Raw genomic sequence first — 14,363 nt, forward strand, 5'->3', positions numbered from 1 at the left:
TGTAGGCCAGTGCCTGCCTGCCCGACCGCGTGCTCGCCGCAGGAATGGCCAGTGCCGCACCGCTGGTCTGGTCGATCTTTTCTCGGATTGGCCCCGCATGTGCTCCGGCGGAAGCCGGGGATGGCTGCGCAGCTGCCGTTGAGCTGGAACACACTGATCCTCATCGAGATGGCACTTCGGTGCGGCAACCGTGAAATTGAGGCCGAAGGTGAAACGGTGACCGCTCAGGGGCTGCCTTGCGGTTGGCGGCTCATCACGCCATGACCCAGCCGACGATCGCTGTGGAAATACGACCGAATCGGCGCCAATCGACAAATGGCCCGCACAAAGAGGACCTCAGCCCCTACTGGACAGCCATGCAGAACTTGGAAAATCGAAATGACATGTCCCATAAGAAACCAACAACCGAAGGAGGAATCATGGCCGATCTCCCTGAGCGCCGCCGGACTCTCTCGTGGCTGCCGGACTGGTCCGATTTCTGGTCCGACCTTTGGAACGGGTTTCCGACATTGGCCGCCATACGTCCAAGCCATCTGATGCGGCTCGAGGATGAGATGCAAGACGGCCACTATTTGCTGCGCGCCGAACTGCCCGGTATCGATCCGGAAAAGGACGTCGACATCACGGTAAGTAATGGGACGTTGACGATCAAGGCCGAACGTAGCGAGAAGAAGGAGGCCAAGGGTCGCTCGGAGTTTTGCTATGGCTCGTTCGTCCGAACGGTCACCTTGCCGGCAGCCGCCGACGAGGACAACATCAAAGCCACCTACGACAAGGGCATCCTGACTGTGGATGTGGCTGTCCCCAAAGAGGCGACGCAGGCCGAGAAGCACATCGCAGTGAAGAGTGGCTAAACCTGCCTAGCCGGTGGCCCTGGCCCCCGGCAAGGTTGCGGGCCACCGGTTACTTCACCGTTGCGGCTACCCAGTCAAACTCACTCTAAGGTCGCTTCGGATACGGCTAATGACCCCAGGCAGTCAGTGTCGCCGTCGTTATGTTTGTACCGCGGTAATGGTAAATCTTCTACTACCTAGTATCGCATTTCAGATGAGGTGCACAATGAGTACGGCTCATTACGTTGAGCGAACATGGATAACCGCTGTCGGATGGTACAAGGCTGTGATCGCTGTGGGTCGGCATCATCGGTTAAGCCGATCTCGCCTACGGAACCGTCGCCAACTGCCGACGCCCGACAACTCGGCGAGCGGATCATGAGTACTTCTTACGGCCAGACTGGCCCGGCGGCAGGAGAATACAGCGCAGAGGACGACAACCAGCTCCAGCCGGAGGACACCCTCATCGACCGGGGCGTCAGCGACGTGCTCGACGAGGGATATTCGCCGCCCGAGCGACCATATGGGCGCGGCGCATTTGGGCCATTGGAAAACATCGACCAGTTGCTTGCAGAAGAAGAACATGACCCAGGGTCGCGGATAAATGTGCCGCTCGACAAGGATGAACAACAACGTTCCGACGAAGCTGAGCGAGAAACCGAGTTTCCCCGACGAGGCGAGGTTGGTCATGCCCGTGCGGGCCGGCTTGTCGCGCCAGACAAGGGGTTCGGCGAGGATACAGAGGCAGAGCTGATCGCGGAGGACGTTGGCATCAACGGGGGCGCTGCCTCTGCCGAGGAGGCCGCGGTTCACATCATCGAGGACAAGGAGTAGCCCTCGCTGGCGCGGTTGTTTCATTGCCCGCCGCAATGACATGCGTTGCCAAGTTGTGATCCGATCTTCGGGGACGCCACTCAGGTATGACCCCTACAGCCTTGCCCAAGGAGTGTACTACTAGAGCGAAATCCCAACTGCTCACTTAGAATTGACGATCTTAACAAAGCGCACGCGGCTGTAAACAGGATCTGGCAGGCTGCGTCAGTGGTCGAGTTCACCAAGTATTGCGTCGACAACCTTAGGAACGGCAGCCGCGACCGCGGGCGTCAGACCGAAACCGTAGCCGGTGTCGGCGACGTCAACAGTGAACACCACCAGCTCGCCCGGCAACTGGTCGAGTGCCTCACCGAGCGCGCAGGTTCGCGCCAATCCCAGCGAATGTGAGCTCACTGTCGGAGTGACGTCGAAGTCGTGCAATGACCAACGTCGGACCCGACCCGGCATCAGATCGTCACCCGTAGCCGCGTCCACCACCACTGCTCGCGCTGCACCTTTCCAGGCGTCCAGGATCGCAGTTGGTTCACCTGTCCCAGTCACTACCCGCATGCTAGGGACGGCATGCTCGCCAATGCACTTGGTTACGGCCAGCCCGACACCGTCATCCCGGCGGAAGCTGTTACCGAGGCCGATGACTACAACGTCGGTCAATGCCGCTCTACCGTTAACGTGAGGAAATGTGCTGAGCACGAGATGCATGGATCGTAGTTGCGAATTCCCCTCTCGCACAACGATGTCAACGTCTCGTCATCGAGTGTTGCATTCGCGGCGACGAGTTGCGCGATGTCATGTTCGATAGCGGCCTGATTCTGCGAAGTGGGCGGCACAATCGTCACCGCCCGGATCAGCCCATCGGCGTCGATCTCATAGCGGTGATATAACAGACCGCGCGGCGCCTCGCTCACGCCGTGCCCAATTCCAGGCCGGGCGGGCACTTCGACGAAGGGCCTTGACGGCTGGTGGTAATCGGTGATGAGGCGCAATGCCTCTTCGATCGCGTATACCACCTCGACAGCACGAACAATAATGCTGCGGAACGGGTTTCGGCATTCGCTACCCAGTCGGGCCTCGGTGGCGGCTTGTCGTGCGATTGGGGACAGCGCAGCGGAATTCAGCGAGTAGCGGGCTAGCGGTCCGGTCAGGTAGCGCCTCCCGTCGAGGGTGGCGTGCAGCGCAGTTGAGTGTGGAACCTGCGATTCAACAACGTGGTCGCTGAATTCTACTGCCCCGAACGCAGGTCCCGCGCTGCGGTTGACCACACCATTTTCGATGGCGTAGCGGTTGGGATCGGTCAGTGCCAGCAGCTCATAATCCAACTCGTGGTCTGGAAAGTCGAAATCGGCTACCGCGCGCACCGTGTAGAGCGCGTCGTCCATCGCGTTGCGCAACATCTCGGCCAACGGCTGCAGTTCGTCGCGCGAGGGTACCGAGTAGAAGCCGCCCAACCGCACGTTGATCGGATGAATGGCCCGCCCGCCGAGTTGCTCCATCAGCCGGTTTCCCGCCTTCTTCAGCGCCAGTCCTCGTTCGACAAACTCGCGACGATCCTTAGCCAAACTGATGGCATCCGGGTACCCGAGGAAATCCGGCGCATGCAGCAGGTATATGTGCAGGACGTGACTGTGGATCCACTCTCCGCAGTACAGCAGCCGCCGCAGCGCGATCAGCTCTGGGTCGATCATGACCCCGCACGCGTCTTCGATCGCATTGCATGCGCTGACCTGATAGGCGACCGGACAGATGCCGCAGATCCGTGCAGTGATGTCGGGTGGTTCGGTGTAGGACCTGCCGCGCAGGAACGCTTCGAAGAACCGTGGCGGCTCATAAATTTTTAGCTGGGCACTCTCGACCGCACCGTTGGTCAGCGTGACCCGGAGCGCACCTTCGCCTTCGACGCGGGTCAGCGCGCCGACGTCGAGATTGCGCGTTTCGGGACTCATTGGTCATTTCTTTTCGCGGCGAAGTTCGCGACGTTGAACGTCGAAAAGACCTGCTCGACTTCGGTATCCGACAATCCGTCGCGGCGCAACACCGGGATTAGTGCCGCACTGTTGGGAGTCGCCATGGGGCCGAAGCACCCATAACAACCTCGGCGATATGACGGGCACAACGCGCCACACCCGGCGTGGGTCACTGGGCCTAGGCATGGGGTGCCGTCCGCAACCAGCACACAGGTTACTCCGCGCATTTTGCATTCGGTGCAAACGGTTTTCGTCGGCAACCGTGGCTTACGTCCGACGAGCAGCGCGGCAAGCGTGTCGAGTAGTTGGCCGCGGTCGATCGGACAGCCCTGCAACTGGAAGTCGACTTTGACGTGCGCCGATGCCGGCGTCGACGTGGCCAGCGTCTGGATATATTCAGGTCGGGCATAGACGACGGAGGTGAATTCCTCGACATCGGCGAAGTTGCGCAGCGCCTGCACACCGCCGGCGGTGGCACAGGCGCCGATTGTGACGAGAACGTTGGATTGTTCGCGAATCTCTTTGATGCGCTGTTCGTCAGCCGGGGTGGTGATCGAGCCTTCGACCAGCGACACATCGTAAGGGCCGTCTGCAACGGCGCTCGAGGCTTCGAGAAAAGTGGTGATTTGTACCTGCGCGGCGATGGTGAGCAGTTCGTCTTCGCAGTCCAGGAAGGTCAGCTGGCAGCCATCGCAGGAAGCGAACTTCCAAACCGCCAATGTCGGTGTACTCATCTATAGCTCCGGGACCAACAGCAACGGTTCGGCGACATCGTAGCTGACGACGGGCCCATCGCGGCACAGCAGCAGCGGTCCGAGCTGACAGTGGCCACACCAGCCGATCCCGCATTGCATATTGCGTTCCAGCGACACCCGAATATCATGAGGCGCCAAGCCCTTATCGAGTAGGGCCTGGGCGCTGAACCGCATCATCAGCTCTGGCCCGCAGATCAATGCGGTGGTGCGCTGAGGATCTAGCGTCAGGCGGCGCAAAGGCTCGGTGACTAATCCGACCCTCCAGCGCCAACCCGGGCCGGCCGTATCGACGGTCAAGTACACTTCCAGCCGCGGGTGTTGTGCCCACTCGGCGGCCTCGGGGAGGAACAGGAAACGTTCCGGTGTACGTGCCCCGGCGACCAGCACCACTCGGCCGAATCGAGACCGCTCCGCCAGCGCCTGCACGATCACCGGCCGCAGTGGTGCCAGTCCGCAACCGCCGGCGACGATCACCAGGTCACGGCCAAAGCATGACGCCAGGTCCCAGCTGGTGCCGAATGGTCCGCGAACCCCGACAACCGTGCCCGGCTCGGCGTCATGCAGGGCACGGCTGACCGCACCGACCAATCGGACAGTGTGACCGATGCTGCCGTCGCCGTTGGACGGAATTCCGCTGATTGACATCGGTATCTCACCAACACCGAACGCGTACAACATTGTGAACTGGCCAGGCTGCAGCGGCGCCAACCGTTCACTTGACGGTTCCAGCCAGATGGTGGCCGACTCGATGTTCTCGATGATTCTGCTCCGCACTCGGTGTGGGACCGGTGCCATCGCAGAGGCCGGAGACGGCCATGCGGCCAGGTCAGGCATGGGCGATTCCGGGATCTTGCCCTTGCTGCCAGCTATCGTCGTCGGCCAGACCGGCCAGGGCGTTCATCTCCTCGGTGATGTCGATCCCAGTGGGGCACCATGCAATACAGCGTCCGCACCCCACGCAGCCGGTACTGCCGAACTGGTCGTGCCAGGTTCCCAGCTTGTGGGTAATCCAATGTCGATACCGTGACTCACCCGACTGCCGGACGCTGTCGGGATAGATGTATGTGAAGTCGAATTCGTAGCACGACGCCCAATGCATCCAGCGCTCGGCGTGCTCGCCGGACAGGTCGGTGACGTCCTCGACGCTGGTGCAAAAGCACGTAGGGCAGGCCATAGTGCAGTTCCCACATGTCAGACACCGGCCGGCAACGTCTTTCCAGCGCGGTGACTCGCGGGAAACCACCAGCAGTTCACGCAGGTCGCCTTCCGGCATTTGGCGACCCATCCTATGTGCCGCGTCGCCGACTGCGCTTCGCGCCGAATCGACTTCGTTTTGCTCCGCGTCCCGGTAAGGTAGCGCAGCCAGCACGTCGGCGCCATCGTCGCTACCGACATCGACAAGATAGTGACAGCCGTCGGCGTCGATGCATTCGGTAAGGGCGAGGTCGTAGCCGGGTCCCACCGCGGGGCCGGTTCCCATCGACGCGCAGAAGCACAACCCGCCCGGTTCGGTGCAGTTGACCGCGACCACGAAGATCTGTCGTAGCCGGCCTACGAAGCCTTGGTCCGGATGTGCGCCGACGCCCAGGACGCCGTTGAGGATCTTGATTGCGGCCAGGTCGCAGGCACGGACCCCGATGAACGCATAACGTGGTTGCTCGTCGGGTTGAGTTCCGTCTGATGACCACAGCCGCTGACGGGGCGGGTGCAGGAACTGTTTCCACGACTGCGGACCGGCCGAGTGCCCGAACCGGGCGTCGTCATCACGGCGCCGAAGCCGGTACCGGCCGGGACCGACATCCACACCCCATCCGCGCGGCAGATCGTCGGCGGAGGTCAGCTCGCCCAGCACAATCGCGTTATCCGACCGTCGGGAGCCCACCACGCAATAGCCACGGTCGATCAACGTGGATATCAGTTGCTCTAGCCCAGTGGCGTCGATCACCGCGCTCGCCATGACTTCTATCCTGCCGCCCGGTTGGGCGGAATGCACGGGAGTTGCGGCAAAATCCTGTCGGACGGTGGTGCGGCATCGGGTGTATGCGTGACCTCAGCTCCAGTCTGCAGTCGTACATACCAGCAGTGGGCAAATTTGGGCCTATGGGTAGTCCGCGACGGCGGCGAATCGGCGTTTGCCGGGCTAGGTCAGCGTGGCCTCATGCACCGGATGAATGGAGCAGCTTGATCAGCTGCTGGCCGGTTGCTGCCAGCTGGAACCGCTGCTGTCGCTCATTGTCGAGGGGGTTCGGATCTCCATCTCGGTGTCACGCTGCATGAGATCGTCGACGCGGCGATGCAGCTGACAAGCCCCCTACGCGACTCTGCGTTTACACCGATCCGAGGGCGGTGACTATCAGCACGCAGCACGGCCGGGTGTTCTCCGACTGCGAGCAGAGCGTCGCGCGTTTGTTGGTCTCTGTGGCGGCGTTCACGATCGACGTGGCTGTTCAAGCGAGAACGGGCCGCAGCCAAATGGATGAAGACCAGCCGCAAGATCACCTGCGCTGCTGTCGCTCGATCAGCAGACCAGCGTGCTGCAACTGGTTGCAAACCAGGTAGCGGGGTGGCCAAGGCCGAGCAGGCGATACACCGACTCCCGCCGGCCCAGATCTAACCCGAAGTTCCCCCTGGTGTGGAGCGGTTTAGTGGGTTGAGCTGGGGTTTTGTGTTGGTGTGCTGACTACGCGAGTCCGTGGCGGTGTGAGACGCCGAGTAGTTCGAAGGCTCGCCGCTGTAGTGGGGTGGGGTTGGTGATCTTGGTGAATGCCGGCAGGTCGTCGGTGGGCTGGATGTGGTTGGCGCAGATGGTGGCCAGGTCGGCGAGCAGGCTGGTGAAGCTGTGCACCGGGTAGTCGTTTTCGGTGCGTTTGCGCGCTGCCTTGGCCAGCGCTTGATCGGAGCGTTGGGCGGGAGCGACGGGGTCGGCACGTTTGGCGGCGGCGGCGGGTTTGTCGTTGTCCTGGAAAAGGATTGGTGCGAGGGCTTGTTTCATGTGCCAGCTGATGTAGTAGGACAGCATCCGTAGGAGCATGTGCGCGCGCACCCGATCGGCGAGGCGGTGCCGGATGGGTCGCACGTCCAGTTCGGTGTTGAGGGTGCGGAAGAACCGTTCGACGTCGGCGAGGTCCTTGTAGCGCAGCACGACCTCGTCGCGCTGCAGTGTCTGGTCGGGCAGGCTGGTGCGGAGCACGTAGATGCCGTCGAGGGCGGCCTCGGCGGCGATGGCGTCCTGGTTGCGGGAGAAACTGAACGCTTCGTCGGTGATTTGCAGGTCAAAATGCTTGGCCATCTTGAACTTGTTGCGCACCTTGCCCACCCGCAGCGCGATCTTGTCCCGCCCGCGTAGTGGTCGTTTGGCGCGGCGGGTGGCCTCGGCGATGGTCTGTAGTTCGTGTTCGGTGGCCGCCAGCAGCTCGCCGCGTTTGCGGGCACGCTCATCAGCCAGGGCGGGGTTGTGGCAGCACACCAGCCGCTCGCCGGGGTAGTCGGGGTGGGTGATCTCGAACAGGTTCTGCTCGTCGAACAGCGACAGCTGCAGCGCCCCGTCGTCGACCAATGCCTTGATCTGCGGGGCGCGCAGCGCGCTGATCCAATCCAACTGCGCCGGGTGCAGCTCGTCGCGGATGCGCGCGCTGGTGAGCATGCCCCGATCCCCCACCAGGGCGATGGTGGTCAGCCCGAACCGGGTCTTGAGCTTGGTGATCTGGGCGCCCAGGGTTTTCGGGTCGGCGGTGTTGCCGTCGAACACCTCAATGGCGATCGGCACCCCGGCTGGTGAGCACAGCAGCCCGTAGACGATCTGCAACCGGCCTTTGACCCCGTCGCGGGCATGCCCGATTTTCCCTAACGGGCAGGTGTGGCCCTCGAACGCCGCCGAGGACACGTCATAGAGCACCAGGGTTCCGTTGGCCAGATGCCGTGCGGCCAACGAGTTTTCGATGGCATCCTGGCGCTCGACCACCCAGTCCATCGCGTCATACAGGTCATCCTCATCGGCACCCGCCACGCCCAGCACCGCACCCAGGGTGCTGGTGGCGGTCTCGATGCGCAGCCCGCGCGCCATCGCCAGCTTGGAGCCCGGCTCGATCACCGACGCGGCCAGCATGGCGCACACCAAGTCCCGGTTACGCGACGGGGCGGGGTCGATCAGCTCGGCCATGCCCAGCTTGGCGGCGGTGCCCAACACCGCGGCCACATGCCCGTGCGGCAGGCTGCGGGTGATGTCAAACGCCCCGGCCAGATCGCCCGTCCCCGGCAGGCCCTTGAGCGCGCGCTGCAGTTTGTCCACCTTGTGCTCGGGCCAGCGCGACAGGTTGGCCAGCGTGCGGGTTTTCACCTTGCCGTTCTCGCGGTAACTTTCGCGCAACAGCACCGCCGGCGGTGATCCACGGTTGGGCACCCGCGTCACGTACATGATTACTTTCTAGCACAACAGCAGTACGAAAGTAGCGAATTTAGAAAATGACACGCCGAACAAGTCTTGCGAATACATGATTACGCCTTGCCGGCACATGAACACTGAAACACCTGCTCACAAAGCAGAAAGGAAATCAGCCCCCTCTCAGAAGGGGGGAACTTCGGTCTAACTCCCGACGAGGGCGATAGGCTCGTCATCGCTGCCGGGATGAGTCAACAGGTGGCAGGTTTGAGCGGTAAGCAGGTGCTGGCCGACGGCTCCGCAACTGGCGGAGTGTTCCGCAACGACACGCCGTTATCACCCATTTGTTCAAGCCCCCGAACGAGTCAGCGACTTCGCCGGCGGCGCCGCAGGGCCGCTGTCGTGATCACCGCTGGGCTTCAGGTACCTGGTACTGTTGGACATAGCTGACGACGTCGTTGAGGGTTCGTAGCGACGCATAATCCGTTTCGGGAATGTCGACATGCAGTCGTTTGTGGATGCCGAGCAAGAAGTTCAGCCAATCCATCGAATCCAGATCCACCTGGTCCCGAAGCAGTGCGTCGTCGCGGATTTCGTCCGGCTCCACCTCAGGCGCTATGGCGGTCAATACCGACAACACTTCTGCGCGAAGACGGTTGGTGGTCGTCATGGCGTTGTCATTTCTCTAGGGCGTCGGGATGTTGGAGGAACTCGTCGATGGCTGCGAGGAACAACGCCCCGCGATGCCCATCGGTGGCACGGTGATCCGCCGAGAGCGCGGTCTGCACGGTGGTGATGACACGGATTCCGCCGTCGATCACGCAGACTCGCTGCGCCGGTTTGCCGAAACCCACCAGCGCGACCTGGGGCGGGTAGATGACACCGAAAACTGCGTCCACCCCGCGATCTCCGAGGTTGGTGACGGTAATGGTCGGATCCGACATCTCCGAGCTGCGCAGTGAGCCCGCCCGCGCCCGGGCAACCAGGTCGGTCAGGTCACTCATCAAGTCGTCGAGCTTCTTGTCGGGGACGTCGTGGATGGCCGGGGCGACCAGCCCGCCGCCGCGCAAGTTGATCGCCACCCCGACATGTACGCCTTGGCCCGGCTGGAACTTGCCGCCTTGCCAGAACCCGTTGAACTCACCGAACTGTTGGGCCGCCAAGCCGACCGCCTTCAACTGCAGCACCGCCGGCAGCACACGTTCGGTGATGGATCGCTCCGCATTTCGCTCAGTTAGCCACGCTAGTGCTTTTTCGAGCTGAATTTCCTGCAGCAAGTAGTAGTGCGGAATTTCGCGTTTGGACCGACTCATCGCGGCAGCGATCGAGCGCCGCATCCCGGCGGCGCGATCTGCGGCTGTGTACTTAGGCTGCGGTTGTTTAGCCGACGCGGCGGCGTGCTCGACGTCGTGGATGGTGACCGCTCCCTGCGGGCCGGTGCCGGCGACGGCGGCGACGTCGATGCCGAGCGATTCGGCCAGCCGACGTGCAGCGGGCGATACCCAGCGCCGCCGATGCGGGGCCGCCTCCTGGCCCGCGACCGCCGGTGTGGGCTGAGCCGCTGCCGCTGCCGGTGGTTGCGCAGATGCCTTGGCCCGTCGCGCCGCGGGCTTGCGCGGTGCCGGTACGGATTCTCCGGTCTCCAGCAGAGTGGCCAACACCGTTCCCACTCCGACGGTTTCGCCGACAGGGACCAACAGCTCGTGGACGATGCCCTCGTGCCAGCATTCGACTTCCACCGCAGCCTTGGTCGTTTCCACGACCGCGACCACCTGGCCCCGGGCGACCTTGTCGCCCGGCTTGACGAGCCACTCGTCGAGTGTCCCCTCGTCCATATCCGCGCCGAGTGCGGGCATTTTGAACTCGATCACGAGCTTTCCCCGAGCAGGTTGTTCACGGCGGCGACGATCTTGTCCGGCTGCGGCAGCGCCGCCTGTTCGAGGTGCTTGGCATACGGTATCGGCACTTCGGCGGTGCACACGCGGGCGATCGGAGCGTCCAGGTCGAAAAACGCGCCCTCGACGATTCGTGCGCTCACCTCCGCGGCCAGACTGCCGGTGCGCCAGGCTTCGTCGACCACCACGGCGCGGTGGGTCTTGCGCACCGACTCCAGAATTGTGTCGGTGTCCAGCGGCCGCAGCACCCGCAAATCTATGACCTCGCAATCGATTCCGGAAAGCGACAATTCGTATGCCGCGTCCAGCGCCTTGGGCAGTGATCCCCCGTAGGCGATCACCGTGGCATCGGATCCGCCGCGGCGCACCGCCGCACTGGAGATGTCTGTGGGCGTCAGTGCGTCGACGTCAGTAGAGGTGTTGTAGAGCTGGACGTGTTCGAAGATCACCACCGGATCGGGGTCGGCCAGCGCCGGGCCGAGCATGCCGTACGCGTCGGCCACCGTCGCCGGCGCGACCACCTTGATGCCCGGGATATGGGCGTACCAGGGTTCCAGGCTGTGCGAGTGCTGGGCGGCCAGCTGGCGACCCGCCCCGGTAGCCATCCGGATGACGAGCGGAACCGAGAACTGGCCGCCGGACATATGGCGCAGCGTCCCAGCGGTATTGACCACTTGGTCGAGGGCCAGCAGGCTGAAGTTGACGGTCATGACCTCCACGATGGGGCGAAGCCCGCCGAGCGCGGCACCGACTCCGATACCGACGAACCCCAGTTCCGACAACGGTGTGTCGCGCACCCGCTCGGGGCCGAACTCGTCAAGCAGGCCCTTGGAGGCGGCATAGGTTCCGCCGTAGCGGCCGACGTCTTCTCCCATCAGCATCACCCGGGGATCGTCGCGCAACGCGTCGCGCAAACCGTCGTGCACCGCCGTGCGGTAAGTGGTCTTCATGAGGCCGGCTCCGCTACCGGTGTCAGCACGTCGCGTTCGAGGTCCTCGACGCTCTCCCATGTTCCGGCTTCCGCGTAGGCCACCGCCTCCTGCACTTCGCGGTCGGCGGCCTGCTCGATCGCCGCGACGTCGGCGGCATCCAGGATGCCGTCGCGCAGGCACTGCTCGGTGAACGCCGGAATCGGGTCGCGTTTGCGCCACTGCTCGACTTCGGCTTTGTCCCGGTACAGTTCGGGATCGAACATCGAATGCGGGCGGAACCGGTAGGTGCGGAATTCGATGAAGAACGGGCCGCCGGCGTTGCGGATGTGCTCCACACCCTGCCGGGTGGCGTTGTGGCAGTCGATGACGTCCATCCCGTCTGCTGCGATGCTTTCCACCGTGTACGAGGCCGCTTTAACCGTGAGGTCGGTCTGCGCTTGGGCACGCTCAAGCGCGGTGCCCATCGCGTAGAAGTTGTTCTCGCACAAGAACAGCACCGGCAACTGCCACAGCGCGGCCATATTCAGCGACTCGTGGAACGCGCCTTCGGCGACCGCTCCGTCGCCGAAGTAGCAGGCCGTCACCCGGTTGCGCTGCAGCATCGAGTCCGCCAGGGCCAAGCCCACAGCCAGCGGCAGACCGCCGGCCACGATGGCATTGCCGCCGTAGAAGCGGTTAGCCGCGTCGAACAGGTGCATCGACCCGCCCCGCCCGCGCGAGCAGCCCTCCTGCTTGCCGAACATCTCGGCCATGATCGACGTCATGGGGATGCCGCGCAGCAGCGCATGGCCATGCTCGCGATAAGTGGCCACGACCGCGTCGTCGGGGGTCAGGGCCCGCAGTGATCCCGCGGCGACCGCCTCCTCCCCGACGTAGAGGTGCAAGAATCCGCGAATCTTGGCTTCCCCGTAAAGCTCCGCGCACTTTTCTTCCATGCGGCGCACCCGCACCATGTCCGACAGCATCGCGTGAGCCAGTTCTCTATCGGTCACAGCGCTACCTCCTGACCGGTGTGCTGCGCCGATACCTCCATGGCGGAGGTGTCTCCCTCGGGCAGGCCCAGCTCGCGGGCCTTAAGCAGGCGGCGCATGATCTTGCCACTGCGGGTGTGTGGCAGCGTGTCGACGAACTCGATCTCCTTGGGAGCCACGGCCGCCCCGAGCCGTTTTCGCGCGTGCCCGAGCAGTTCACGGCGCAGTTCGTCGTTCTCGGGGCATCCGGTTTTCAAGACAACGAATGCCTTGACAACCTCCCCGACGGTGGGATCGGGCTTGCCGATCGCCGCTGCTTCGGCCACGGCGGGATGACTGGTCAGCGCGTTCTCCACCTCGGTCGGCCCGATCAAGTGCCCGGCCGACTTGATCACGTCGTCGGCTCGGCCGACGAACCAGAAGTATCCGTCGGCGTCTCGCTTCACCAGGTCACCCGTCAAATACAAGCTGTCGGTGAAGCACTTGCGGTACCGCTCGTCTTCATGCAGGTAGCCGCGGAACATCGACGGCCAGCCGACCTTAAGGGCGAGCTCACCCTCGACGCCCGGCTCGTCGATGACCGTGGCAGTGCCGTCGTCGTTGTGGCGCACCACATACGCGTCGACTCCGGGAAGCGGCCGGCCCATGGATCCGGGTTTAATGTCGAACGCCGGTGTGTTGGCGATCATGATGCCGCCGGTCTCCGTCTGCCACCAGTTGTCGTGAATCGGCAAGCCCAGCACCTTCTTTCCCCAGACAACCGCCTCGGGGTTCAGCGGCTCGCCGACGCTGGCGATAAACCGCAGCTGCGAAAAGTGGTAGTTTTTGGGCAGTTCCGGCCCGGCTTTGATCAACATGCGCAGCGCGGTCGGGGCGGTGTACCACACCGTCACCCGGAGGGACTGCAGAATCCGGTACCAGCGTTCGGCATCGAATTCGGCCTCGTCGACAATCGAGGTGACGCCGTGCAGCAGCGGGCTAATGACGCCGTAGGACATGCCGGTGACCCAACCTGGGTCCGCTGTGCACCAGAAGACATCGTCAGGGTGGAGATCGAGTGCGTACAAGCCGGTGATGTAGTGCATCGCGACCGCGCCGTGCACGTGCAGCGCGCCTTTCGGTGTTCCGGTTGTGCCACTGGTGAAGTGAAGCAGTGCGGGATCGCCTGTGTTGGTGTGCTCGATGGGGGCGGTCTCCTCGGCACCGGCCATCCACTGCCAAAAGTCAAGCGTGCCAGGCGTGCGGTCTCCGTCGACGACGAGAATATGGCGCACCGAGGGGAGCCGGTCACGGATGCCGGCAATCTTGCGTTGGTAGATCGCCTTGGTCGTGACGAGGATTTCGGCCGCGCCGATATTCATTCGGGTCGCGAGGGGTTCGGGGCCGAAGGCGGAGAACAGCGGCGAGACCACCGAGCCGTTGCGCAGTGCGCCCATGATGGTGATGTACAGCTCAGGAGTGCGGCCCATGAGCGTGAAGACCCGATCGCCCTTGCTGACGCCAAGGGCGCGCAGCACGTTGGTGAAACGCCGCGAAAGCCGTGCCAGCTCAGCATAAGTGAGGTCACGTGTGGCGATGGCTCCGTCCCAGCCGCTTTCGCCGATGAACCGTAATGCTGTACGTCTCCCCGACGGGCCGTCAGCGTGCCGGTCGACCGCGGCGTAGGCGATGTTGCAGCCGCCGCCCATCCCTTCGCACAGCGCCGGCACCTGTGACCAGTCGAACGACGCGCGCGTCTGTTCGTAGTCCTGGAAATTCGGCAGAACTCGCCAGTCGGTGCGGGTCTTGTGGATGACTTTCACGA

14 protein-coding genes are annotated in these 14,363 nt (G+C 63.4%); 3 read left to right on the top strand and 11 right to left on the bottom strand.

Annotated elements, in window-relative coordinates; translation table 11 throughout:
* Positions 1-120: 120 nt before the first annotated feature.
* From MHEC_RS06840 to MHEC_RS06850, 3 genes are all read left to right on the top strand, one after another.
* A complete protein-coding gene (locus tag MHEC_RS06840) occupies positions 121-264 on the top strand; it encodes a hypothetical protein (RefSeq protein ID WP_172442160.1) in 144 nt (47 codons plus the stop codon).
* A 152-nt stretch (positions 265-416) separates the two neighbouring features.
* Positions 417-854: an Hsp20/alpha crystallin family protein gene (locus MHEC_RS06845; RefSeq protein WP_372507350.1), complete on the top strand. Its 438-nt coding sequence runs from the start codon at positions 417-419 to the stop codon at positions 852-854.
* Between the two features lie 357 nt (positions 855-1,211).
* Complete coding sequence (locus MHEC_RS06850; RefSeq protein ID WP_048893738.1) at positions 1,212-1,667, top strand: DUF5709 domain-containing protein; 456 nt, start codon at positions 1,212-1,214, stop codon at positions 1,665-1,667.
* A 204-nt stretch (positions 1,668-1,871) separates the two neighbouring features.
* Here the strand turns inward: MHEC_RS06850 and MHEC_RS06855 are convergent, their stop codons facing one another.
* The 11 genes from MHEC_RS06855 to acsA form a co-directional block, all read right to left on the bottom strand.
* A complete protein-coding gene (locus MHEC_RS06855) occupies positions 1,872-2,366 on the bottom strand; it encodes a hydrogenase maturation protease (RefSeq protein ID WP_048893739.1) in 495 nt (164 codons plus the stop codon).
* Positions 2,315-3,607 carry a Ni/Fe hydrogenase subunit alpha gene (locus MHEC_RS06860; protein WP_048893740.1) on the bottom strand — a complete coding sequence of 431 codons (1,293 nt, stop codon included), beginning with the start codon at positions 3,605-3,607 and terminating at the stop codon, positions 2,315-2,317. The genes MHEC_RS06855 and MHEC_RS06860 overlap by 52 nt, the downstream gene beginning before the upstream one ends.
* The gene (locus MHEC_RS06865) at positions 3,604-4,362 is read right to left on the bottom strand and encodes an NADH-quinone oxidoreductase subunit B family protein (RefSeq protein WP_048893741.1); all 759 of its coding nucleotides are present in this window, start codon (positions 4,360-4,362) and stop codon (positions 3,604-3,606) included. Before MHEC_RS06865 ends, MHEC_RS06860 begins: the two co-directional genes overlap by 4 nt.
* Positions 4,363-5,217: an FAD/NAD(P)-binding protein gene (locus MHEC_RS06870; RefSeq protein WP_048893742.1), complete on the bottom strand. Its 855-nt coding sequence runs from the start codon at positions 5,215-5,217 to the stop codon at positions 4,363-4,365. It lies immediately after the preceding gene.
* On the bottom strand, positions 5,210-6,340 hold the full coding sequence (locus MHEC_RS06875) for a 4Fe-4S dicluster domain-containing protein (RefSeq protein WP_048893743.1): 1,131 nt from the start codon (positions 6,338-6,340) through the stop codon (positions 5,210-5,212). Before MHEC_RS06875 ends, MHEC_RS06870 begins: the two co-directional genes overlap by 8 nt.
* Positions 6,341-7,063: 723 nt before the next feature.
* Entirely contained in the window at positions 7,064-8,797 is a 1,734-nt protein-coding gene (locus MHEC_RS06880) for an IS1634 family transposase (protein ID WP_071700660.1), read from the bottom strand.
* Positions 8,798-9,167: 370 nt separating this feature from the next.
* Positions 9,168-9,431: an acyl carrier protein gene (locus MHEC_RS06885; protein ID WP_048893081.1), complete on the bottom strand. Its 264-nt coding sequence runs from the start codon at positions 9,429-9,431 to the stop codon at positions 9,168-9,170.
* 7 nt (positions 9,432-9,438) lie between these two features.
* Positions 9,439-10,632 (bottom strand): dihydrolipoamide acetyltransferase family protein, encoded by a 1,194-nt coding sequence (locus MHEC_RS06890; protein ID WP_048893082.1) that lies wholly within the window; start codon positions 10,630-10,632, stop codon positions 9,439-9,441.
* A complete protein-coding gene (locus MHEC_RS06895; RefSeq protein ID WP_048893083.1) occupies positions 10,629-11,606 on the bottom strand; it encodes an alpha-ketoacid dehydrogenase subunit beta in 978 nt (325 codons plus the stop codon). Before MHEC_RS06895 ends, MHEC_RS06890 begins: the two co-directional genes overlap by 4 nt.
* On the bottom strand, positions 11,603-12,580 hold the full coding sequence (gene pdhA / locus MHEC_RS06900) for a pyruvate dehydrogenase (acetyl-transferring) E1 component subunit alpha (RefSeq protein WP_048893084.1): 978 nt from the start codon (positions 12,578-12,580) through the stop codon (positions 11,603-11,605). Before pdhA ends, MHEC_RS06895 begins: the two co-directional genes overlap by 4 nt.
* Complete coding sequence (acsA, locus tag MHEC_RS06905) at positions 12,577-14,361, bottom strand: acetate--CoA ligase (protein WP_048893085.1); 1,785 nt, start codon at positions 14,359-14,361, stop codon at positions 12,577-12,579. The genes pdhA and acsA overlap by 4 nt, the downstream gene beginning before the upstream one ends.
* Positions 14,362-14,363: the final 2 nt, after the last annotated feature.

This window comes from Mycobacterium heckeshornense, from assembly GCF_016592155.1.
GTDB classification, from domain to species: Bacteria; Actinomycetota; Actinomycetes; order Mycobacteriales; family Mycobacteriaceae; genus Mycobacterium; species Mycobacterium heckeshornense.

Coding starts and splice junctions, on each gene's coding strand:
- MHEC_RS06840 (WP_172442160.1), top strand. CDS start 121: ATGGCTGCGCAGCTGCCGTTGAGCTGGAACACACTGATCCTCATCGAG.
- MHEC_RS06850 (WP_048893738.1), top strand. CDS start 1,212: ATGAGTACTTCTTACGGCCAGACTGGCCCGGCGGCAGGAGAATACAGC.
- MHEC_RS06855 (WP_048893739.1), bottom strand. CDS start 2,366: ATGCATCTCGTGCTCAGCACATTTCCTCACGTTAACGGTAGAGCGGCA.
- MHEC_RS06860 (WP_048893740.1), bottom strand. CDS start 3,607: ATGAGTCCCGAAACGCGCAATCTCGACGTCGGCGCGCTGACCCGCGTC.
- MHEC_RS06865 (WP_048893741.1), bottom strand. CDS start 4,362: ATGAGTACACCGACATTGGCGGTTTGGAAGTTCGCTTCCTGCGATGGC.
- MHEC_RS06870 (WP_048893742.1), bottom strand. CDS start 5,217: ATGCCTGACCTGGCCGCATGGCCGTCTCCGGCCTCTGCGATGGCACCG.
- MHEC_RS06875 (WP_048893743.1), bottom strand. CDS start 6,340: ATGGCGAGCGCGGTGATCGACGCCACTGGGCTAGAGCAACTGATATCC.
- MHEC_RS06880 (WP_071700660.1), bottom strand. CDS start 8,797: ATGTACGTGACGCGGGTGCCCAACCGTGGATCACCGCCGGCGGTGCTG.
- MHEC_RS06885 (WP_048893081.1), bottom strand. CDS start 9,431: ATGACGACCACCAACCGTCTTCGCGCAGAAGTGTTGTCGGTATTGACC.
- MHEC_RS06895 (WP_048893083.1), bottom strand. CDS start 11,606: ATGAAGACCACTTACCGCACGGCGGTGCACGACGGTTTGCGCGACGCG.